This window comes from Aeromonas sp. s4 (assembly GCF_040907855.1).
In the GTDB taxonomy this organism is placed as follows: domain Bacteria; phylum Pseudomonadota; class Gammaproteobacteria; order Enterobacterales; family Aeromonadaceae; genus Aeromonas; species Aeromonas caviae.
Map to the genome: position 1 here is coordinate 17,204 of NZ_JBFOCP010000053.1, position 19,880 is coordinate 37,083.

Annotated in this window: 21 protein-coding genes; 12 read left to right on the forward strand and 9 right to left on the reverse strand. The window is 64.0% G+C overall.

Annotated features, from left to right (window positions below; all coding sequences use genetic code 11):
• Positions 1 to 61: 61 nt before the first annotated feature.
• The 3 genes from AB5Y89_RS17895 to AB5Y89_RS17905 are packed head-to-tail and all read left to right on the forward strand — an operon-like array spanning position 62 to position 2,043.
• A complete protein-coding gene (locus tag AB5Y89_RS17895; protein WP_368224232.1) occupies positions 62 to 1,030 on the forward strand; it encodes a ChaN family lipoprotein in 969 nt (322 codons plus the stop codon).
• Positions 1,031 to 1,044: 14 nt separating this feature from the next.
• Positions 1,045 to 1,596, forward strand: coding sequence for a cysteine hydrolase family protein (locus AB5Y89_RS17900; protein WP_368224233.1), 552 nt, complete (start codon positions 1,045 to 1,047; stop codon positions 1,594 to 1,596).
• Positions 1,597 to 1,635: 39 nt separating this feature from the next.
• A complete protein-coding gene (locus tag AB5Y89_RS17905) occupies positions 1,636 to 2,043 on the forward strand; it encodes a hypothetical protein (protein WP_143238000.1) in 408 nt (135 codons plus the stop codon).
• A 64-nt stretch (positions 2,044 to 2,107) separates the two neighbouring features.
• Here the strand turns inward: AB5Y89_RS17905 and hutZ are convergent, their stop codons facing one another.
• Both hutZ and hutX read right to left on the reverse strand, forming a co-directional pair.
• Positions 2,108 to 2,665 carry a heme utilization protein HutZ gene (hutZ, locus tag AB5Y89_RS17910; RefSeq protein ID WP_010673228.1) on the reverse strand — a complete coding sequence of 186 codons (558 nt, stop codon included), beginning with the start codon at positions 2,663 to 2,665 and terminating at the stop codon, positions 2,108 to 2,110.
• Positions 2,662 to 3,174, reverse strand: coding sequence for a heme utilization cystosolic carrier protein HutX (hutX, locus tag AB5Y89_RS17915; RefSeq protein ID WP_041214612.1), 513 nt, complete (start codon positions 3,172 to 3,174; stop codon positions 2,662 to 2,664). The genes hutZ and hutX overlap by 4 nt, the downstream gene beginning before the upstream one ends.
• A 167-nt stretch (positions 3,175 to 3,341) precedes the next feature.
• On the opposite strand from hutX, the gene AB5Y89_RS17920 reads away from it, so the two are divergent.
• The 3 genes from AB5Y89_RS17920 to AB5Y89_RS17930 are packed head-to-tail and all read left to right on the forward strand — an operon-like array spanning position 3,342 to position 6,022.
• The gene (locus AB5Y89_RS17920) at positions 3,342 to 4,187 is read left to right on the forward strand and encodes a hemin ABC transporter substrate-binding protein (RefSeq protein ID WP_368224234.1); all 846 of its coding nucleotides are present in this window, start codon (positions 3,342 to 3,344) and stop codon (positions 4,185 to 4,187) included.
• Positions 4,184 to 5,215, forward strand: coding sequence for an iron ABC transporter permease (locus AB5Y89_RS17925; protein ID WP_039040072.1), 1,032 nt, complete (start codon positions 4,184 to 4,186; stop codon positions 5,213 to 5,215). The genes AB5Y89_RS17920 and AB5Y89_RS17925 overlap by 4 nt, the downstream gene beginning before the upstream one ends.
• A gap of 15 nt (positions 5,216 to 5,230) precedes the next feature.
• Complete coding sequence (locus AB5Y89_RS17930; RefSeq protein ID WP_268452304.1) at positions 5,231 to 6,022, forward strand: heme ABC transporter ATP-binding protein; 792 nt, start codon at positions 5,231 to 5,233, stop codon at positions 6,020 to 6,022.
• A gap of 97 nt (positions 6,023 to 6,119) precedes the next feature.
• On the opposite strand, the gene AB5Y89_RS17935 is transcribed toward AB5Y89_RS17930, so the two are convergent.
• Entirely contained in the window at positions 6,120 to 6,728 is a 609-nt protein-coding gene (locus tag AB5Y89_RS17935) for a YitT family protein (protein WP_039040037.1), read from the reverse strand.
• A 292-nt stretch (positions 6,729 to 7,020) separates the two neighbouring features.
• Here AB5Y89_RS17935 and AB5Y89_RS17940 point away from each other — a divergent pair, with 292 nt between their 5' ends.
• Both AB5Y89_RS17940 and AB5Y89_RS17945 read left to right on the forward strand, forming a co-directional pair.
• Entirely contained in the window at positions 7,021 to 8,370 is a 1,350-nt protein-coding gene (locus tag AB5Y89_RS17940) for a UDP-glucose/GDP-mannose dehydrogenase family protein (RefSeq protein WP_319897560.1), read from the forward strand.
• Positions 8,367 to 9,365, forward strand: coding sequence for an NAD-dependent epimerase (locus tag AB5Y89_RS17945; protein WP_368224235.1), 999 nt, complete (start codon positions 8,367 to 8,369; stop codon positions 9,363 to 9,365). Before AB5Y89_RS17940 ends, AB5Y89_RS17945 begins: the two co-directional genes overlap by 4 nt.
• A 41-nt stretch (positions 9,366 to 9,406) precedes the next feature.
• On the opposite strand, the gene AB5Y89_RS17950 is transcribed toward AB5Y89_RS17945, so the two are convergent.
• Genes AB5Y89_RS17950 through AB5Y89_RS17960 form a run of 3 tightly spaced genes read right to left on the reverse strand, consistent with a single transcriptional unit; the run spans position 9,407 to position 12,184 of the window.
• Positions 9,407 to 11,095 (reverse strand): ArnT family glycosyltransferase, encoded by a 1,689-nt coding sequence (locus AB5Y89_RS17950; protein WP_368224236.1) that lies wholly within the window; start codon positions 11,093 to 11,095, stop codon positions 9,407 to 9,409.
• A complete protein-coding gene (locus AB5Y89_RS17955) occupies positions 11,085 to 11,444 on the reverse strand; it encodes a lipid-A-disaccharide synthase N-terminal domain-containing protein (RefSeq protein ID WP_039040033.1) in 360 nt (119 codons plus the stop codon). The genes AB5Y89_RS17950 and AB5Y89_RS17955 overlap by 11 nt, the downstream gene beginning before the upstream one ends.
• On the reverse strand, positions 11,444 to 12,184 hold the full coding sequence (locus tag AB5Y89_RS17960) for a glycosyltransferase family 2 protein (RefSeq protein ID WP_045523762.1): 741 nt from the start codon (positions 12,182 to 12,184) through the stop codon (positions 11,444 to 11,446). Before AB5Y89_RS17960 ends, AB5Y89_RS17955 begins: the two co-directional genes overlap by 1 nt.
• A gap of 311 nt (positions 12,185 to 12,495) precedes the next feature.
• Here AB5Y89_RS17960 and AB5Y89_RS17965 point away from each other — a divergent pair, with 311 nt between their 5' ends.
• The 4 genes from AB5Y89_RS17965 to AB5Y89_RS17980 all read left to right on the forward strand — a co-directional run bounded on the left by AB5Y89_RS17965 (position 12,496) and on the right by AB5Y89_RS17980 (position 17,259).
• Positions 12,496 to 13,341 (forward strand): lytic transglycosylase domain-containing protein, encoded by an 846-nt coding sequence (locus tag AB5Y89_RS17965; RefSeq protein WP_368224237.1) that lies wholly within the window; start codon positions 12,496 to 12,498, stop codon positions 13,339 to 13,341.
• A gap of 198 nt (positions 13,342 to 13,539) precedes the next feature.
• Positions 13,540 to 15,207, forward strand: a complete 1,668-nt coding sequence (gene ettA / locus AB5Y89_RS17970; protein ID WP_039040030.1) for an energy-dependent translational throttle protein EttA — start codon at positions 13,540 to 13,542, stop codon at positions 15,205 to 15,207.
• Between the two features lie 111 nt (positions 15,208 to 15,318).
• Entirely contained in the window at positions 15,319 to 15,648 is a 330-nt protein-coding gene (locus AB5Y89_RS17975) for a hypothetical protein (protein ID WP_045523765.1), read from the forward strand.
• A gap of 255 nt (positions 15,649 to 15,903) precedes the next feature.
• A complete protein-coding gene (locus AB5Y89_RS17980; RefSeq protein ID WP_052815199.1) occupies positions 15,904 to 17,259 on the forward strand; it encodes an NCS2 family permease in 1,356 nt (451 codons plus the stop codon).
• An 84-nt stretch (positions 17,260 to 17,343) separates the two neighbouring features.
• On the opposite strand, the gene djlA is transcribed toward AB5Y89_RS17980, so the two are convergent.
• From djlA to AB5Y89_RS17995, 3 genes are read right to left on the reverse strand one after another with little or no spacing between them, the layout of a single operon-like run.
• On the reverse strand, positions 17,344 to 18,168 hold the full coding sequence (gene djlA, locus AB5Y89_RS17985; RefSeq protein WP_103260750.1) for a co-chaperone DjlA: 825 nt from the start codon (positions 18,166 to 18,168) through the stop codon (positions 17,344 to 17,346).
• 19 nt (positions 18,169 to 18,187) lie between these two features.
• Positions 18,188 to 18,856, reverse strand: coding sequence for an N-acetylmuramate alpha-1-phosphate uridylyltransferase MurU (murU, locus tag AB5Y89_RS17990; RefSeq protein ID WP_263309110.1), 669 nt, complete (start codon positions 18,854 to 18,856; stop codon positions 18,188 to 18,190).
• Positions 18,853 to 19,863 carry an aminoglycoside phosphotransferase family protein gene (locus AB5Y89_RS17995; RefSeq protein ID WP_368224238.1) on the reverse strand — a complete coding sequence of 337 codons (1,011 nt, stop codon included), beginning with the start codon at positions 19,861 to 19,863 and terminating at the stop codon, positions 18,853 to 18,855. The genes murU and AB5Y89_RS17995 overlap by 4 nt, the downstream gene beginning before the upstream one ends.
• Between the last annotated feature and the right edge of the window lie 17 nt (positions 19,864 to 19,880).

Here is a 19,880-nt window from a genome sequence, read left to right on the forward strand (position 1 = left end):
CGCCATGCCGCCATCCCATGGTGCAGCCTTTTCCCATCCCCTGTTTCTTGAGTGAGTAACCATGATCCGACGACTCCCCCTGCTCGCCCTGCCCCTGCTGCTGGCCGCCTGCACCACCACGCCGCAGAACACCCCACCCGAGACCCTCTATGACGCACGGCTCGATACGGCCCAGGGGCAGGCGCTGACCTTCGAGCAGGCGATGGCGCGAGTGGCGGATGCCGACATCGTGCTGGTGGGGGAGCTTCACACTCACCCGGCCATCCATCTGTTGCAGGCACGTCTGCTGGCGGGGCTTGACGAGATGTCGCAAGCCGATGGCCGGGCCCTGGTGCTCTCCATGGAGCAGTTCAGCCGCGCCGATCAGCCGGTGCTGGATGCCTACCTGGCCGGACGCATCGGCGAATCGGCCCTCATTCGAGATGGCCATGCCTGGCCCAACTACCAGAGTGATTACCGCCCTCTGGTGGAATTCGCCAAGGCGCAGCACCTGCCAGTGATCGCCGCCAATGCCCCCAAACCCCTGGTGAGCTGCGTCGGTCAGGAGGGACCGGCCTGGCTAGACAAACTGCCGGCCAATCGCCGCAGCCAGCTTGCCCGCGAGCTGACTCTGGGGGATGACGGCTACCGCCAGAAGTTCATGGCCTCCATGCACCATGGGGATGCGGACGGCAATGCCCGTCGCTTCGCCGCCCAGACCAGCTGGGACGACACCATGGCCGAAAGCATGGTGGATTATCTGGGCAAGCATCCCGGCAGGCGCATCATGCATATCGCAGGCAACTTCCACGTGGAGGGGGGACTCGGGATCGCCAGTCGCATCGCCAGCCGCAATCCGGCACTCAAGGTGGCGCTCATCGTGCCGCAAACCGGTGACGAGACAGCCCCCGGGAGAGACGCAGATGTCAGGGTCCACATCGCTCCCCTGCCGGAACGCTGGCTAAATGCAAAGGAAATGAAGCAAGATATGGGCGCACTGCATCAATCCCGAAGCCGTGACTGCAGCCAATGGTTGCAACCCTCAAAATAGCCCAAGGATTTCATATGGATGTGTTACTCGTCATCGACATGCAACAGGGGTTGTTCGATAACCCCCGCCATCAGGATGCCCAGGTCATCGCCAACATCAATCGTCTGGCCGATCGCGTGCGGGGCCAACACGGACGGGTCATCTATGTGCAACACGACGAACCGGGTTCCGATCTGGAACCTGGCAGTGCGGGCTGGCAACTGCACGCCGATCTGGCCCCATCTCCCCACGACAGCCGGGTGCGCAAGACCGCCTGTGACAGCTTCCTCGATACCGAGCTCGGCTTCCTGCTGGCAGAGCAGTCGGTAGACAGACTGCTCATCTGCGGCTGTGCCACCGACTTTTGCGTCGATACCACGTTGCGCAGCGCCGCCGCCAGGGGCTTTGACGCCTTTGCGGTGACCGACGCCCATACCACGGCGGACAGGCCGCACCTGAGTGCGGAGCAGATCATCCAGCACCACCACTTCATGTGGCGGCATCTGAGCCTGCCTCAAGGCAGAAGCGTGACCCTGCTCACGACGGATGAGCTGCTGGCCACCATTCAACCCGAGCGGGCATGTTAAGCTGCCCGTCCTGATGTGAACACCCGATTGGAGTCTTGTGTGCGTCTACTCTCTGCCGTTGCCCTCACGCTGCTGTTACCGGCGCTCACCGCCTGCTCCGGATTGCCGGGGGCAGCACCCGATGGCCCGGCCCCCCTGTTCCACACCCATATCAGCGACGACGGGAGCAAGCGCTTCACCTTTGAGGCCGCCCCTCTCGACGTCCTGCCAACCCGGTTGCAGGAGGGAGATGACAACCGGCTGAGCCGCCGCGACAAGAGCCTGCTGGAACGCCGGGAAGCCCTGCAGGACGAGCAGCTCACCCAGATGCTGGCCACGCGCAAGTATTGCCGAAGCGGCTATATCGTCCTCAGCCAGACCTCCTGGAAGATCCGCGGGGAATGCAACGAAAGCGCCAGCCAGGCCGATCGCGATGCCTTCCCCAACCTGGCAGGCTGGCAGGAGTAACCCGGGACATAACAACAAAACGGGCAGCCCAGGCTGCCCGTTTCTCATCTCGCTGATTGTCCCCTCAAACGGGTTCATCCGCCGGGCTGGTCAGCTCGGCGCCATTGTCGATGCGTTTGTGCCCTTCCACCAGGTGAACGAAGTCCACCAGCTCGTCGCCGGAGACACGGAACGCCTGACCGAATCCTTTGACGAACAGCCCCTGCTCGGGCTTGAGCCTAAACAGCACGAAGTCCTTGAGGTTGGAGAGCCCTTTGACTATCTCGCCGAAGCGCCCTTCCAGCGCCGCAACGGCCTTCTCCCAGCGTGCGTCGTCGCGCGCCACCACCTCGGCGACCGCATCGAAGGTCAGACGCTTGCGGGCAAACAGCTCGCGTGCCCCGGTTTCGTCCTCGATCAGCATCAGCGATACCTTGGGCACCTGTTGCAGGTTGCGGGCGTGGCGAGCTATCTCGGAGATGAGCACATAGTATCCATCTTCCTGCAGCACGAAGGGGGCATAACTGGCATTGGGGTTGCCTTCGCCATCCACAGTGGCGAGCTGCAGGGTACGGCAACCGTCGCGGAACTCGCGGATCTCCGGTTGCAGGCGGTTTTGCAGGCGCTCCTGACGTTCACTCATGCTTTCACTTCCTCTTGATACTGACGGCGCAGGGCCATGAAACGCTCCACCTGCTCAGGCAGCAGTTGACGCTGCTCGTCCCGGCCCAGGTAGATCTTGAAAATGCAGCGGCCACTGTGGCCGAAGAACTGGAAGGAGTGCCCCTCCTTGCCCATGAAGAGCTTGCTGACCAGGGCGATGCCCGCCACGTTGTCGAGCTTGAGGTGGCCGTGCAGCTCCCCGTCCCGCCCCATCAGGTTGTAGTAGCCGCGCGCGTTCTTGCCCTTGGGGAAGGGAGCCTTCACTTCGAAGATGGAGCCATCGGATTCGACGATGGTGGTCACCTGACCCCAGCTGGCCAGGTCCGCCAGCAGGGCTTCGGCCTCCCCGGCCGGCACTTGCGTCATCAGGGCGGCAGGCAGATGGCGGACCACCTCCCACTCGCTGACGGCCAGCTCGGTGGCGAGGGTGGACGGGTGGGCGCTGGGGTCTTGCTCCAGCAGCGCGTGAATGCGTTGTGCAATGCTCATCGGTTCTCCCTGGATGATCTGGCGATGGTGCTCGGTGTCGCGGCGGATACTGTAATAAAGCGCCCCAAGTAACGCAATTGATAATCGCTTTCATTCTCAGTGCATTTTGATGGACGACTTGATATTCTCGGCGGCAACCCTATTTCATTCACCCTTCGGAGGTTCGCATGGGCCGTCGTTTTGCCCTCGCATTCAGCCTGCTCGGCTGTGCCCTTTCCCTCTCTTCCCCATCCGTCATGGCGGTGGAGCGTATCGTCAGCATAGGCCCGGCCACCACGGAACTCATCCTGGCACTGGGAGGCGAGCAGAGCCTGGTCGCCACCGATGTCAGCAGTCCGGAGCCCAGAGGCGTGCCCAAGGTCGGCTATCACCGCGCCCTCGCCGCCGAAGGGATCCTGAGCCTCTCTCCGACCCTGGTGGTCGGCAGCGACGAGATGGGCCCGAACAGCACGCTTGATCAGTTGCGCCGTGCCAACGTCAAGGTCGAGGTCATGGCCACAGCCCCTACGCTAGCCAACCTCAACGAGCGTATCGATACCCTGGCCCATCTCCTGGGTGACCAGGCGGCAGGGAGCAAGCTCAAGGAGGAAATTGCCGCCCAAAGCGACACCCTGGCGGCGCAGGCGAAGCAGAACAAGCCCCTCAAGGTCGCCTTCCTGCTGCTGCACAAGGGTCAGCCCACCAGCATCGCCGGTGGCAACACCACCGCCAGCGCCCTCGTCACCCTGGCGGGCGGCGTCAATCCGGTGGCTGGGCTCCACGACTACAAGCCCGTTTCCACCGAATCCCTCATCGAGCTGCAACCTGATCTGGTGCTGGTGAGCGGCCGCGACTGGCAACAGTATCAGGATCCCGACGCCGTCCTGAGCCAGGTGCCCGCCCTGTCAGTCACCCCGGCAGGCAAGAACAAGGCCATCCACGCCATCGACGGACATGCCCTGCAAGGGGGCCTCAGCCTTCGTTCCTTGCAACAGGCGAACCAGATCGCCCAGTGGATCAAGCAGGTTTCCTGATGCGCCTGCCACTGCCCTGGCTGCTCGCCCTGACCGGCTGCGCGCTGGCGTTGCTGCTGGTCGGGTCCCTCGCGACCGGCCCCATGTCCCTCTCCCTTGGCGAGAGCCTGCGCGCCCTGTTTGCCGGACCACAGAGCGGGATTGAGGCTCACAAATTATTGATCGTGCAGGAGATCCGTCTGCCACGAACCCTGCTCTGCATCGCCGTGGGGGGCATTCTCGGCCTCTGCGGCGCCGTGATGCAGGGACTGTTTCGCAACCCCCTGGCAGACCCCGGCATCATAGGGGTGTCGGGGGGGGCGGCACTCGGCGCGGCCCTGGCCATCGTGCTGCTCGCCCCGTTGGGCTCGCACCTGCAGAGCCTGCTCGGCCTGGGGTTGCTGCCCCTGCTCGCCTTTCTCGGCGGAGCCCTCACCACCACCCTCGTCTATCTGCTGGGTACCCGAGAAGGGGGCACCTCGGTCACCGTGATGCTGCTGGCCGGGGTGGCCATCACGGCGCTCTCCGGCGCCGTCATTGGACTGCTCACCTATCTCGCCGACGATCAGATGCTGCGCAACTTGAGTCTGTGGCAGATGGGCTCCCTGGCGGCAGGCAAGCCGGTCGATGTGACGCTGGCGCTGCTGACCCTGGCCGCTTTGCTGCTGCTGTTCATGCGCGATGCCAATCCCCTCAACGCCCTGCTGCTGGGAGAGGGAGAGGCACGGCATCTGGGGGTGAACGTGCAGACGCTGAAGCGTCGCCTCATCCTGCTCACCGCTGCCGGTGTCGGCGTGGCGGTGGCCGTGGCGGGCATGATCGGCTTTGTCGGCCTGGTGGTTCCCCATCTGGTACGGCTGCTGGCCGGTCCCAACCATGTCCGCCTGCTCCCGCTGTCTGCCCTACTGGGGGCTGGCCTGCTGCTGGGGGCCGACATGCTGGCACGCACCCTGCTCGCACCGGCCGAGCTGCCCGTCGGCATCATCACCGCCCTGCTGGGGGCCCCCTTCTTCATCTGGCTCTTGGTCAAGAGCCGCCGAACCCTGTAACAGGAGATCGTCACTTTGCCCGGATCCCCCTCCCCCCTGCTCAGTTGCCGGGGTCTTCGCCTCAGTCGTGGCAACCGGCTTATCCTGGACAGCCTGGATCTCGACCTGCATGCCGGCAGCCTGACCGCCCTGCTCGGCCCCAACGGGGCGGGCAAAAGCTCACTGCTCAAGTGCCTGACCGGCGAGCTGGAACATGAAGGGGAGATCCACCTGTTCGGCCAGACCCGCAGGGGGTGGGCCGACAACGCTCTGGCACACCGGGTCGGTGTGCTGCCGCAAAGCTCCTCCTTGAGCTTCCCCTTCCTGTGCGAAGAGGTGGTGGCCATGGGCCGGCTGCCCCACAGCGAGCCTGCCAGCCGGCGCGACGAGATAGTCCGCGCCGCCATGACCCACGCCGGGGTCGACCATCTGGCAAACCGCCTCTATCCCGGCCTCTCCGGCGGGGAGCGTCAACGGGTGCAGTTCGCCCGGGTGCTGGCCCAGATCTGGCAGGCCCCGGAGGAACCGCAGCAAGCGCGGCTGCTGCTGCTGGACGAGCCCACCTCGGCGCTGGATCTCAAATACCAGCACCAGTTGCTCGCCATGGCCCGGGCGCTGGCCGGTCGCAACACCGCCGTGCTGGTGGTGTTGCACGACCTCAATCTGGCAGCCCGCTACGCCGATAGGCTGGTGATGCTGGAGCAGGGCAGGCTGATGGCTGACGGCAGCGCAGGCGAGGTGCTGACCCCGGCGCTCATCGCGCGCCTCTACGGCTACCCCGCCCAGGTGATCCGCCACCCCGAGAGCGGCGTCCCCATGGTGGTGTGACACCCGGGGGCAGATAGCAACAGAGCGCCATCAGGCGCTCTGTCTTTTTGCGGTATCCAGCCCTGGGCTGACCAGCAGGGCAATCCCCACGGGCACATCAGGCTATCTGGTAGCGCCCCGGCTTGTGATTGAGTGTCAACACCAGGTTACAGATGATGGCAGCCACCACAGAAAGCGCCAGCAGCCAGGGGGAGACCACGAAGAAAGAGGCGACGACGATGGCGCAATCCAGCCCCATTTGCAGCTTTCCTGCCCGCACACCCCATCTGTCCTGAATGAAGAGCGCCAGGATGTTGAAGCCCCCCAGGCTCGCCTTGTGGCGGAACATGATGAGCAGCCCCATGCCGATCAGGGTGCCGCCGATCAGCGCCGCATAGACGGGTTCGATCTTGCCGATTTGCAGCACGGCGTTGAGGTGATCCGTCATGAAGGAGACGGTGGCCACGGCGGCAAAGGTATTGAGGGTGAAGCGCGGCCCCATTCTGAGCCAGGCCAAGGCATAGAAAGGCAGGTTCATGGCGAAGAACAGCAGGCCGAAGCTGATGCCGGTCACCTGTTGCAGCAGCAGCGCCAGGCCGGCGGTGCCACCGGTGAGCAGGCCGACCTGATGGAACAGGAAGATGCCGAGGGAAACGAAGCCTGCTGCGGTCAGCAAGGCGAGCACATCCTCATACAGTGGATGCGCAGAGCGTGAAGTGTTGTCCATAACCAGGTATCCAATCGCGAAGCAAGAGAGTGTTGGCCGCCCGTCGGGCGGAGCGAGCCCCGTGAACCGGGGCTTCGTTATGCCGACAGTCTCCATTTTGAGTGAGATGGATCACAAGTCCCGCCCTTCACGCGCCAAAATGGTGCGCGTCATCCAGGCGTTACAATCCTTGCACCAAAATGTTCCACGCTCACCGCCGGCATGATGCTGAAAAACCTGAAACGGGGCGCTGCCCCCGCATCCGAATCGTTCTAGAATGAGTCGCTTGTCACTGCCAGCGGAACAACAGCGGATGAGAGTCACCGTATTCGGAATAGGTTATGTCGGGTTGGTTCAGGCCGCCGTACTGGCGGAGATGGGTCACAAGGTGATCTCTGTGGATGTGGATGCCGACAAGGTCGCGGCCCTGAAAGCGGGACACATTCCCCTCTTCGAGCCCGGCCTCGCCCCTCTGGTGCTGCGCAATCATCAGGCCGGCCGCCTGATCTTCACCACAGACCCGGCACGGGCGGTGGAGTTTGCCGAGCTTATCTTCATCGCGGTCGGAACGCCGCCGGACGAGGACGGATCCGCCGACCTCCATCAGGTAATGACGGTGGCGGACACCATAGGCCGCCTGATGCAAGGGGGCAAGGTGGTGGTCAACAAGAGCACTGTCCCTGTCGGCACCGCCAGCCGGGTACGGCGACACATTGCGGAGCGCCTCGCCGACCGTGGTCTCGATCTTCCGCTCGACGTGGTCTCCAACCCCGAATTTCTCAAGGAGGGCGCCGCCGTCGCCGACTGCCTGCGGCCGGATCGCATCATCATCGGCACCGACTCCGATCACGCCTTCTCCCTGCTGGAGGAGCTCTACGCCCCCTTCAACCGCAAGCGAGACCGCATCCTGCGGATGGATGCACGCAGCGCCGAACTGACCAAGTACGCCGCCAACGCCATGCTGGCGACCCGCATCTCCTTCATGAACGAGATGGCCACCCTGGCCGAAGCCCTGGGCGCCGACATCGAGGAAGTGCGCAAGGGCATTGGTGCCGATCCGCGCATCGGCCACCACTTCATCTACCCGGGCTGCGGTTATGGCGGATCCTGCTTCCCCAAGGATGTCAGGGCGCTGATCCACACCGCGAAGGAGGCGGGGTGCGAGACCCCCCTGCTGCGCTCGGTGGAGCAGGTCAACGAGGCACAGAAGCACAGGCTCATGACCCGGCTGCACCACCATTTTGGTGCCAGTCTGTCGGGGCGCACCTTCGCGTTATGGGGACTCGCCTTCAAACCCAATACCGACGACATGCGCGAAGCCCCGAGCAGGGTGCTGATGGAGGCGATCTGGGCGGCAGGAGGCAAGGTGCAGGCGTTCGACCCCGAGGCCATGACCGAGGCCACCCGCCTCTATGGCCAGCGGGCGGACTTGACCCTGTGCGACACCCAGGAAACCGCCCTCCAGGGGGCCGACGCCCTGCTCGTCTGCACCGAGTGGCAACAGTTCCGCGCACCGGATTTCGACCTGCTTCGCCAGACCCTGAAGCAGGCCATCATCTTCGACGGCCGCAACCTCTATGACCCGGCCCGTTTGCGCCAGCGCGGTTTCACCTACTATGCCATCGGCCGTGGCGACAGCCTGACCCATCAGGAGGAGCGATGAAGTACCTCGTCACCGGCGCCGCCGGGTTTATCGGATTTCATGTGGCGCGCAGGCTCTGTGGCGACGGCCATCTGGTGGTGGGGATAGACAACCTCAACGACTACTACGCGGTGAGTCTCAAGGAGGCGCGCCTCGCCCTGCTCACGCCTCTGCCCGGCTTTCGCTTCGAGCGCACCGATCTCGCGGACCGCGCGGCCATGGCTTCGCTCTTTGCCCGTGAGCAGTTTGACCGGGTGATCCATCTGGGGGCCCAGGCCGGGGTGCGCTACTCCCTGGACAACCCCTTCGCCTATGCCGACAGCAACCTCACCGGCCACCTCACCGTGCTGGAAGGGTGTCGCCAGACCCGGGTGCAGCACCTGATCTATGCCTCCTCCAGCTCGGTCTACGGGCTGAACGAACAGATGCCGTTCAAGCCGTCCCATGGGGCGGATCATCCCGTCTCTCTCTATGCGGCGAGCAAGAAGGCGGGAGAGCTGATGGCCCACTCCTACTCCCATCTCTACGGCCTGCCCACAACCGGGCTGCGCTTTTTCACCGTCTACGGCCCCTGGGGTCGGCCCGACATGGCCCTGTTCAAGTTCGTGCAGGCCATCCTGAACGGCGACCCCATCGACCTCTACAACCAGGGCCAGCTCTGCCGGGATTTCACCCATGTCGACGACATCGTCGAGGGGATAGTGCGCATCTCAGACATCCCCCCCGCGGGCGATGCCCACTGGCAGGGGGCCCCGGATGCCAGCCCGGCCCCCTATCGCCTCTTCAACATCGGCAACGGCAGCCCGGTCAGGCTGCTGGACTTCGTGAATGCCATCGAGTCGGCCCTCGGCAAACGGGCCATCCGCAACATGCTGCCCATGCAACCCGGCGACGTGCTCGCCACCTGGGCCGACACCCGCTCGCTGTTCGACGCCACGGGCTATCGCCCCCGTATCGGGCTCAAGGAAGGGGTAGACAGCTTTGTCCGCTGGTATCGGGACTACTACCGGGTCTGAGCCAAACGAGGTGGCAGGGTCCCCTGGCTCAGACCCTGCGCTCAGGATGAAGGGGTATAGCTGAAGGGCACCATTGTGGGGGATAGCCCACGGCAGGCGGGTTTGAGGGCCTGCGGGCCTGCCAGCAGCCAGTCGGTGCGGTGACGGTTGCCGAGGTTTTCCATCTTCGCGGGGTCAAAACACCTCACCATCAGGTCGGCGCTCCCCAGTACCCAGCGCCCGGGGGCAGCCCCTATCCAGGCGGCAGCTTCCCGGGCCTGCTCCCCGTCCCCCATCAGATAAGGGTAATGTTTCACTGGTTGCAGGCTAAACAGCAGATGCTGCTCCTTGAATCCCGCCAGCAGCAGTTCATCCCCCGCAGGCACCTTCTGCGCCGCTAATGTCATGACTGCCTGAGGGGTGCGCACCTCGTTGAGGCGCACGCTTATCCAGCAGGAGTAGATCAGCCACCCCACCGCCAGGGAGCAGAGAATGGCGGTCAGTGGCGCCCGGCGAAGCCAGGCATTGATCAGAAGCAAGGATCCCCCCAGCACCAACAGGGGAAGCCAGGGATCCGGCCCCAGTTCCCCCAGACGGCTGGCCACTCTGTCGCTAAATGCCAGCACCAGACCCCCCACCAGCCCTGCCCCTCCCAGCAGCCAGCCAAGCCCGGCCAGTAGTCGCCCCGGCCAGACCCGGACCAGCAGGGTGCCGATGAAGGGTGCGGCCAGGAGCGCCATGGCGGGCGTACCAGGCGTGATGTAGACGCCCCGCTTGCCCGGCGAGCAGGAGAAAAACAGCACCACCAGCACCAGATAACCCAGCAGCAGCAGAATACGCCTGTCCTGCGCCCGGATGGCGCGCCGCCAGGCCACCACCAGCCAGGGCAGCAGCAGGGAGAGCGGCAGCCAGAACGGCGGGATCACCGAGGTGAGGTAGTACCAGAAGGGTTTGACGTGATGCCAGGCGCTGGTATAGCGAGTCACCGTCTGGCGCAGCAGTATGTTGTCTCTGTAGGCCAGCAGGAGGGGATCCCCGCTTCGGGTCACGGCCTCCAGCATGGGGACCAGCCAGAGGCCCATCGCCAGGGCCATGGCCAGCGGCCCGAGCAGGGCCTTCAGCCAGGCTGACAAGGGCGCGGCGCGGATTTGCGACCTGTGGGTCCAGAGCGCGGGAAGCAGCACCAGCAGGGCCAGTACTCCCACCCCCTTGGTGATGACGCCAAGCCCCGCGGCAAACCAGCCGAGCCAGTACCAGCGCCACCCGCCACCACAGAGGAGGAAGCGCAGAAAACCATAGAGACCGAGGGTGATGAAGAAGGTGACTAGGCCGTCGATCTGGGCCGTCTTGGCCTGCAGGGTAAACTGGACGGTAAAGAGCAGCAGCAAGCCCGCCAGAAATCCCGTCGCCGGATCCCACAGGCGGCGCCCCAGATCCCACACCAGCAAGATGGTCAGCAAGCCAGATAGCAGGGAGGGCAGCAGAAAGGCCACCTTGATGGAGCCAGTCAACACATAACCGCTCGCGATCCCCCACATAAACAGCGGCGGCTTGTCCGGATAGAGCTCCCCGCCACGCATGGGGAAGAGCCACTGGCCGCTCTCCACCATCTCCCGGGCGATCAGGGCGAAGCGCGGCTCGTCCGCCGGCCAGGGATCCCGCAGACCCAGCCCGGCCCCCAGCACCACCAGCGCGATCAGCAGCAACCAGCCAAGGGACGTCTGATTGAGCAGGGTGCGATCACTCACCATGACGGGCCTCCCCGGTCACTGCCTTGTCCCGCCGCCAGCCCCGATGCTGGATATCGAGATAGAGGCTGTAGAGCGCGGTGAAGGTGGGGAAGAGGTTTTGCAGCACGCCGACTGAGTCCTGCTTGGGAGAGAAGGTGAAGTAGCTGAGCGTCATCAGGCTGCCGATCACGCTCATGTACCAGAACAGGCGCGGGATGACGGGTCGTCCCGCCCGCCTGGACGCCAGAAACTGCACCAGCCAGCGTCCGCCGAACATCAGCGCCCCTGTATAGCCGATCAGCTTCCAGCCGGTGACATGCACCCCGGTCCAGTCCAGCCAGTCGATGGGGGCAGACAGCCAGGCGTCCATCACTCCAGCATCTCCCGGATTTCAACCACCTTGGATCGGCGCTGCAACCACCAGACCCCGACCACATCCACCAGCCCGACCCAGAGCCGGTTCCAGACCCCGTATTTGGAGATCCCCGCCTGGCGTGGCCTGTGGTTGACCGGCCAGGGTGCCATGCGCCCCCCTTGTGCCTGGATCAGCGCGGGGATGTAGCGGTGCATGTGATTGAAGGCGGGCAGTTTCAGATACCAGTCGCGACGCACCACCTTGAGCCCGCAGCCGGTATCCGGAATGCCGTCGCGCAGCAGCAGGTCGCGAAAACCGTTGGCCAGCGTTGAAGAGAGACGCTTGACCCAGTCGTCGCGGCGGTTGACCCTGTGGCCGATGAGGCCCACCTGGTATGGATCGCTCTGGTAGCGGCGCATCGCCTCCTCCAGCATGGCGGGAATGTCGGCGGGATCGTTCTGACCATCGCCGTCGAGTACCACCAGCCAGTCGCCACGCCCGTGGCGCACCCCGCTCAGCACCGCCATGCTCTGGCCCACGGCATGGACATGGCATAGCACCTTCAGCCTGGTGAAACGCGTCTGCAAATCGCGCAGCACCACATGACTTCCGTCCACGCTGCCATCGTCCACATAGATAAGTTCGTACTCGAACCTGCCCCCAAGGGCGGCATCTATTTCGCCGACGAGCGGGGCCAGATTGTCCCGTTCATCCTTGGCGGGTACCACGACAGAGATATCGACCGATTCGACCATATGCATATCCTGCCCTCATCCGAGGCGCTATCGACTCACCCGGCAGACCCGACGACATTGCATCGATGGCCTGGCTGACATCATGCAAATACAAGGCGTTAGAAAACAACTCTGTCAGCATATTGAACTTCAATTAACAAATCTATCAAAGCAGTCACTGTTCCAGGAGCCTGCCGCTCCTCCCCTGCACCAAAAGTTCCATACCGTTTTCATCTCTGCCGCTCACCCACATAACCAGATGTTCCATCTGCTGGCTGGCGTCCCTCCCCGGATCGGGCCTATATGTTGCGGATACCAAAGACGAGGTTTCCATGAAAAAACNACGACTCTGGGGCTGGGGACTCCTGATACTGCTCGCCACCACTTCCCACGCAGATCCCTTTCGTCAGGCCCCCAAGGCCATAAGCGCACTGCGCCAGGGTGCCGCCATGGAACAGGGAAACCCGCGGCAGGCCATCGCCCACTACTGCACCGCCGCCAACCTTGGCAACCCGGAAGCCTATTACCGCATCGGCCGCCTGCTGGCCCGCGGCCCCCAGGGGATCCGCAATGCCCGCAGCGCCAACGCCTACCTAGCCATGGCCATGCGCCTTGGCAACCAGCAAGCCGCCCGTTACTACAACGAGCGGGTCGGCAATGCCCCCCTGGGTACCTGCGGCATCGGAGGCGGTGGCGGAGCCCCCTGGGTGCGCCCCAGTACCCCCTTCGATCAGGAGCGCTACCTGGCCAGACAGTCACAGGCCAAGCAAAAGCTGGCCGTCATGATCCGCCAAGCCGCCCAGCGTCACAAAGTGGACCCCCAGCTCGCCCTGGCCATCGCCATCGCCGAATCCAATCTGAACAGCACCGCCGTCTCCCCCAAGCAGGCGCAGGGCGTCATGCAGCTCATTCCCGAAACCCAGGCCCGCTTCGGCGTAACCCGGCCGTTCGATGCCCAGCAGAACATCCGTGGTGCCATGATCTACCTGAAGTGGCTGGAGAAGCAGTTCGGTCCGGACTGGGTGAGGATCAGCGCCGCCTACAACGCCGGGGAGCAAGCCGTGCTGCGCCACGGCGGTGTGCCGCCCTATCAGGAAACCCAGGAGTATGTGCAGCGGGTGCTCTACTACTCGGGGCAGGATCCTGACAAACCGGCCCGCCGCAGCTCACCGCGCTGAGCTTGCCCGGTTGCCCCTCTTCCCTCGCGCCTGTCGGCCGTCCCGGCCTGCGGCGCCCGGCTTTGCCGCCCCTCTCCCATTGGTTTACAATCGACGGGTTTTTTGGAACCGGGTTGACGGCCCGTCGACCCGGCCCCACCACGACATCAGTTTGTTAATGCCAAGACATTAAACTGCTGAAAGGAAGAGAATTAGCCAATGGCTCAATTTATTTACACCATGAACAGGGTTGGCAAGGTCGTGCCACCCAAGCGTCATATTCTCAAGAACATCTCCCTCTCCTTCTTCCCGGGGGCCAAAATAGGCGTGCTGGGTCTGAACGGCGCCGGGAAATCGACCCTGCTGCGCATCATGGCGGGCATCGACACCGAGATCGAAGGGGAAGCCCGTCCGCAGCCCGGCATCAAGATCGGCTACCTGCCCCAGGAGCCGAAGCTGGATCCGGAGCAGACCGTACGCGAAGCGGTCGAAGAGGCGGTCGGCGACGTCAAACGCGCCATGGCGCGCCTCGACGAGGTCTATGCAGCCTACGCCGACCCGGATGCGGATTTTGACAAGCTGGCCCGCGAACAGGGCGAGCTGGAAGCCATCATCGCCGCCCAGGGCGGCCACAACATGGAAAACCAGTTGGAGCGCGCGGCCGATGCCCTGCGCCTGCCGGCCTGGGATGCCCAGATCAAGCACCTCTCCGGTGGTGAGCGCCGCCGCGTGGCCCTGTGCCGCCTGCTGCTGGAGAAGCCGGACATGCTGCTGCTGGACGAACCGACCAACCACCTGGATGCGGAATCCGTGGCCTGGCTGGAGCGCTTCCTGCACGACTACGAAGGCACCGTCGTGGCCATCACCCACGACCGCTACTTCCTCGACAACGTGGCGGGCTGGATCCTGGAGCTGGACCGCGGCGAAGGCATCCCCTGGGAGGGCAACTACTCCTCCTGGCTGGAGCAAAAAGATGCCCGTCTGGCCCAGGAAGCGAGTTCCGAAGCCGCCCGTCGCAAGTCCATCGAGAAGGAACTGGAGTGGGTTCGTCAGAACCCGAAAGGCCGTCAGGCCAAATCAAAGGCCCGTATGGCTCGCTTCGAAGAGCTCAACACCAACGACTACCAGAAGCGCAACGAGACCAACGAGCTGTTCATTCCGCCCGGACCGCGCCTGGGCGACAAGGTGGTGGAGGTGGCCAACCTCTGCAAGTCCTATGGCGACCGCCAGCTGATCGACGATCTCTCCTTCTCCATTCCGAAGGGTGCCATCGTCGGCATCATCGGTCCGAACGGTGCCGGTAAATCGACCCTGTTCCGCATGATGTCGGGTCAGGAGCAGCCGGATTCCGGTTCCATCACCCTGGGTGACACCGTGGTGCTGGCCTCCGTGGATCAGTTCCGCGACCAGATGAACGACAAGAAGACGGTGTTCGAGGAAGTCGCCGACGGACAGGACATCCTGCGCATCGGCAACTACGAGTTCCCGAGCCGCGCCTACATCGGCCGCTTCAACTTCAAGGGTTCCGACCAGCAGAAGCGGGTCGGCGAGCTCTCCGGTGGTGAACGTGGCCGTCTGCACCTGGCCAAGCTGCTGCAGACCGGCGGCAACGTGCTGCTGCTGGATGAACCGACCAACGATCTGGACATCGAAACCCTGCGCGCCCTCGAGAACGCCCTGCTGGAGTTCCCGGGTTGCGCCATGGTCATCTCCCACGACCGCTGGTTCCTCGACCGCATCGCCACCCACATCCTGGACTACCAGGACGAGGGCAAGATCGAATTCTTTGAAGGCAACTTCACCGAATACGAAGAGTGGAAGAAGAAGACCTACGGTGCCGAGGCTATCCAGCCGCGCCGCGCCAAGTACAAGCGCATTGCCAAGTAAGGCGAGGCAACAGCCGCGCCGCCAGGTATGACGTCACAAGGGGAGCCGGGGCTCCCCTTTTTTGCCTCTTCTGACTTACAATCTCCACCTATTCCCCAGCGATAGCGACCCATGACCCAAGCCTCCACCACCAGACTCACCATCCAGATCCGGCTCGAACCCGGCTGCCTGGGGCCGGATGGCAAGCAGCACATCGATACCTTCTGCGCGGCCGCCAACCGGATCCTCGCCGCCATCGAACCCCGACGGGTGCACTGGGTGCTGCTGCCCCGCCATGACAAGCAACTTGCCGAGCAGGCCTACTTCCTTGATGGCCGCCCCTTGAGCGAAACCCAGGCCACCCTGCTGCTGCAACGCATGGGGTTGACCCTCGATCCCTTGCTGGAGCAGAGCGATGCCGTGCTGAGCCAGCTTATCGAACGCTACCAGAAAAACCGTTGATCCCGATGTGGAAACGGGGCTCCATTGGTCCCCTTTTTTCGACCTCCGAGGGAAAACGTTTGAATTTTTACTCTATTCATTGATCCGCCTCGCACATCCGGGGTTTGTAAACCTGGCCGCCTGTGTGAAAATGTGCGCGCTGTCACGGTATCAGGACGAGTCTGGTCACTTCACCGCCAGAATCAGGGTCCGTCGCCCCGCATGGATGGGCCGGGCCCCCTGCTGCCTATTTCACGTCACCCATTGGAATCCAACATGAATCAACCACATCACGCTACCGGGCAGACCGCCAGCCCGGCTGCCGGGCATGGATTGCTCGAGCGCCTGTTTGCCCTGCGCAGTCATGGCACCACGGCCCGCACCGAGGTGATCGCCGGCATCACCACCTTCCTGACCATGGTCTACATCGTCTTCGTCAACCCGCAGATCCTCTCTGCGGCAGGCATGGACACCCAGGCCGTGTTCGTTACCACCTGCCTCATCGCCGGCATCGGCAGCATCCTGATGGGTCTGCTGGCCAACCTGCCCATCGCCCTGGCTCCCGCCATGGGCCTCAACGCCTTCTTCGCCTTCGTGGTGGTGGCCGGCATGGGCTACTCCTGGCAAGTGGGCATGGGCACCATCTTCTGGGGTGCGCTGGGCCTGCTGATCCTGACCCTGCTGCGGGTACGCTACTGGCTCATCGCCAACATTCCCCTGACACTTCGGGTCGGCATCACCGCCGGCATCGGTCTGCTCATCGCCCTGCTCGGCCTGCACAATGCCGGCATCGTGGTCGCGAGCCCCGCCACCATGGTGACCGTGGGCAACCTCACCTCCCTGCCCTGCCTGCTGGGGCTGCTCGGCTTCTTCCTGATCTGCATCTTCTCCGCCCGCGGCGTCCACTCAGCCGTGCTCATCGCCATCGTGGTGACCACCACCCTGGGCTGGCTGTTCGGCGACGTCACCTTCAAGGGCTTCGTCTCCGTGCCGCCGAGCATTACACCGGTCTTCGGCCAGCTGGACCTGATGGGATCGCTGGACATCAGCCTCGCCGGGATCATCTTCTCCTTCATGCTGGTCAACCTGTTCGACTCTTCCGGCACCCTGATCGGCGTGACCAACCGCGCCAAGCTGGCCGATGACAAGGGGCACTTCCCGCGCATGAAGCAGGCCCTGGTGGTGGACAGCGTCAGCTCCGTCGGCGGCGCTTTCATGGGGACCTCGTCCGTGACGGCCTACATCGAGAGCAGCTCCGGCGTCGCCGTCGGCGGTCGCACCGGCCTGACCGCCATCGTGGTGGGCATCCTGTTCCTGCTGGCCATCTTCTTCTCTCCGGTCGCCGCCATGGTGCCGGCGTATGCCGCAGCGGGGGCCCTCATCTACGTGGGCGTGCTGATGTGCTCCGAGCTGACCCGGGTGAAGTGGGAAGACCTGACCGAAGCGGTGCCGGCCTTCATGACCGCGGTGATGATGCCGTTCAGCTTCTCCATCACCGAGGGGATCGCCGTCGGCTTCATCTCCTACTGCGTGATGAAGGCGGGCACCGGCCGCTGGCGCGAGATCAACCCCTGCGTGCTGGTGGTAGCCCTGCTCTTCGTCCTCAAGTTTGTCTGGGTCGATGCCCACTGATTTTTCTTCCATGAAAAGAAAACCAGACTCTGAAAACAAAAATGCCCGTCATCGACGGGCATTTTTTTATGGCGGGCTCAGGGCTCAGCGAATACCGCGGGCCTCACGGATCCACTCCCAGGCCTGCTGGATCTCCTGGGTCTTCTCCTTGGCCATCTCCATCATCTCGGGGGGCAATCCCTTGGCGGCCAGCTTGTCAGGGTGATGCTTGCTCATCTCCTTGCGATAGGCACGCTTGATCTCCTGATCGCTGTCGCTCTCGTTCACCCCGAGCAACTGATAGGCATCCTTGAGGCGATCCCGGGAGGGGGGCTCCTGGCGGTATTGCTGCCCCTGACCACTGCCCTGCTGTTGCTGGCGGTGGAAGAAGTTCATCTGGGCCTCGGCCATTGCCAGAATGCGGGCCAGCTCGATGCGACTGAACCCCAGCTCGTCGGCGATGGTTTGCAGGATGGCCCGCTCGTTCGCCTCCACCTGACCGTCGGCGAAGGCGGCCTGCAGCTGGACCTCGAGGAAGAAGCGCAGGATGTCGCGCTGCCCCAGGCTCGCCTGGCGAAACTCCGCCAGGGTCTCGCGCAGGGGGAAGTCACTCTCCTTGCCAAGGCGGAACGACTCCTGGGCCCGTACCCGCTGCTCTCCGGCCAGACGCATCCTGTCCATCAGGTTGGACGCGACCCGTATTTCGTGCTCGGTGACCTGGCCGCTCGCCTTGGCGATGTGGCCCATGACGGCGAAGGTGGCATGGAAAAAGACGGCCTGTTGCTGCTGGCTGGGTGCCCGCTGGAAGGCCCCGCGGATCCCCATGCCCCGATCGAAGCGATGGCCGATCCACAGGCCCAGCAGGGCACCGAAGATGTTGCCGAGCAGAAAACCGAAGAAGGTGCCAAGCACCTTGCCCCAAATACGCATGGTTCAAGACCTCGTGATGTTAATGGGTGCCGGCGAGCAGTTGCTCGTCCAGCTCGCGCAGCCGATCCACTGTGCCGATGTCGCGCCACTCGCCAGCCAGCAGGCTGCCACCCACCCGTCCCAGCGCCATCCAGTCGCGCAGCAGGGGGGCCAGCTTGCGCGCCCCGCAGGGCAAGCCGGCAAAGGCGGCGGGGTGATAGAGGCCGACGCCGCTGAAGGTGAGGGCCGGGGTGTCCAGCACCCGACCCGCTTGCAGGGAGAAGTCCCCTTGCGGATGCTGGGGAGGGTTGGGCACCAGCCAGAGGTGGGCGAGATCGTCCCCAAGCGGCTGGTTCACCAGAGCGCGATAATCCAGGTCGAGCCAGGTATCGCCGTTGATCACCAGAAAGGGTTCGCTGCCCAGCAGAGGCAGCGCCTGCACGATGCCGCCGGCGGTCTCGAGCGCGCTCTCTTCGGCCGACCAGTGGATGGATACCCCGAGCGCACTGCCATCGCCGAGGGCCGCCACCAGCTTGTGTCCGAGCCAGGCGTGGTTGATGACAAGTGTGGTCACGCCGGCTGCCTTGAGTTTTTCGATATGGTGCACGATGAGCGGCTTGCCCCCCGCCGCCAGCAGCGGCTTGGGCAGCAGATCGGTGAGCGGACGCATCCGCTCGCCGCGCCCGGCGGCCAGGATCATCGCCTTCATGGTGTCACCCCGGTGCGCGCCAATCCCGGCAGCACCACCTGCTCCAGCCACTGGCCGAAGCGGGCCAGCACCGGATAGGCGGCGCCATGGCTGCGACAGACATCGACCACGTAGCCCAGGGTACGGGGAATGTCCTTGAGGTAGCCGGCCTTGCCATCGCGGTGATAGAGGCGGGTGAAGATCCCCGCCGCCTTGAGGTGGCGCTGCATGCCGGTGAGATCGGCTGCGCGACGAAACGCGGCATAGTCCAGATTGCCGAGCAGGCCGGCCCCTTGCAGGGTGTCGAAGCCAAGTCGCATGCACTGCTCGATCACCGCGTCCGGCCAGCGCACGTAGCAATCTTTGAGCAGGGAAACCAGGTCATAGCTCAGCGGCCCGATGACCATGTCCTGGAAGTCGATAAGGGCGAGGTCGCTCTCCTTCGGGTTCATCCCGCCGCACACCATCAGGTTGCGGCTGTGGAAATCCCGGTGCATCACTCCTTGTGGTTGGGCCAGGTTGCTCGCCGTGAGGCAGGCGAAGGTCTCCGCCAGCAACTGCTGCTCTTCATCGCTCAGGGTCAGTTGCAGGTGATGTCCCAGCAACCACTCGGGGAAGATGGCATTTTCGCGGGCCATGAAGGCCTCATCGAAGGGCTCGAGCTCGAGCGCCACGGTGCCGAGCCCTGGCAGCAGGGCGATGGCCTTGCCATACCAGGCCAGTACGCTCGCTTCGTTCAGGCAGCCGATAAGCTGGGTATCCCCCAGGTCCGTCACCGCCAGCAATCCCTGCTCGTAGTCGACCCCCTTTACCTCGGGGGCCAGCAGCCCCGCATCGTGCAGGGCGGCCGCATTGCGAACGAATTCATGATTTTTTTCGGTTTTCGGATTAGCATCCACCCACACCAGACCGCCGCCCCGGAAGTAGCGGCGGAAACTGGCGTCACCGGAAATAAGCGTCAACGAGAGGTTGGCGTCACCGGAAATCCGGCGAGCCCATTGCAAAAGCAGGGAAGCGCGATCGTGCATGAGTCGGGAACCAAATT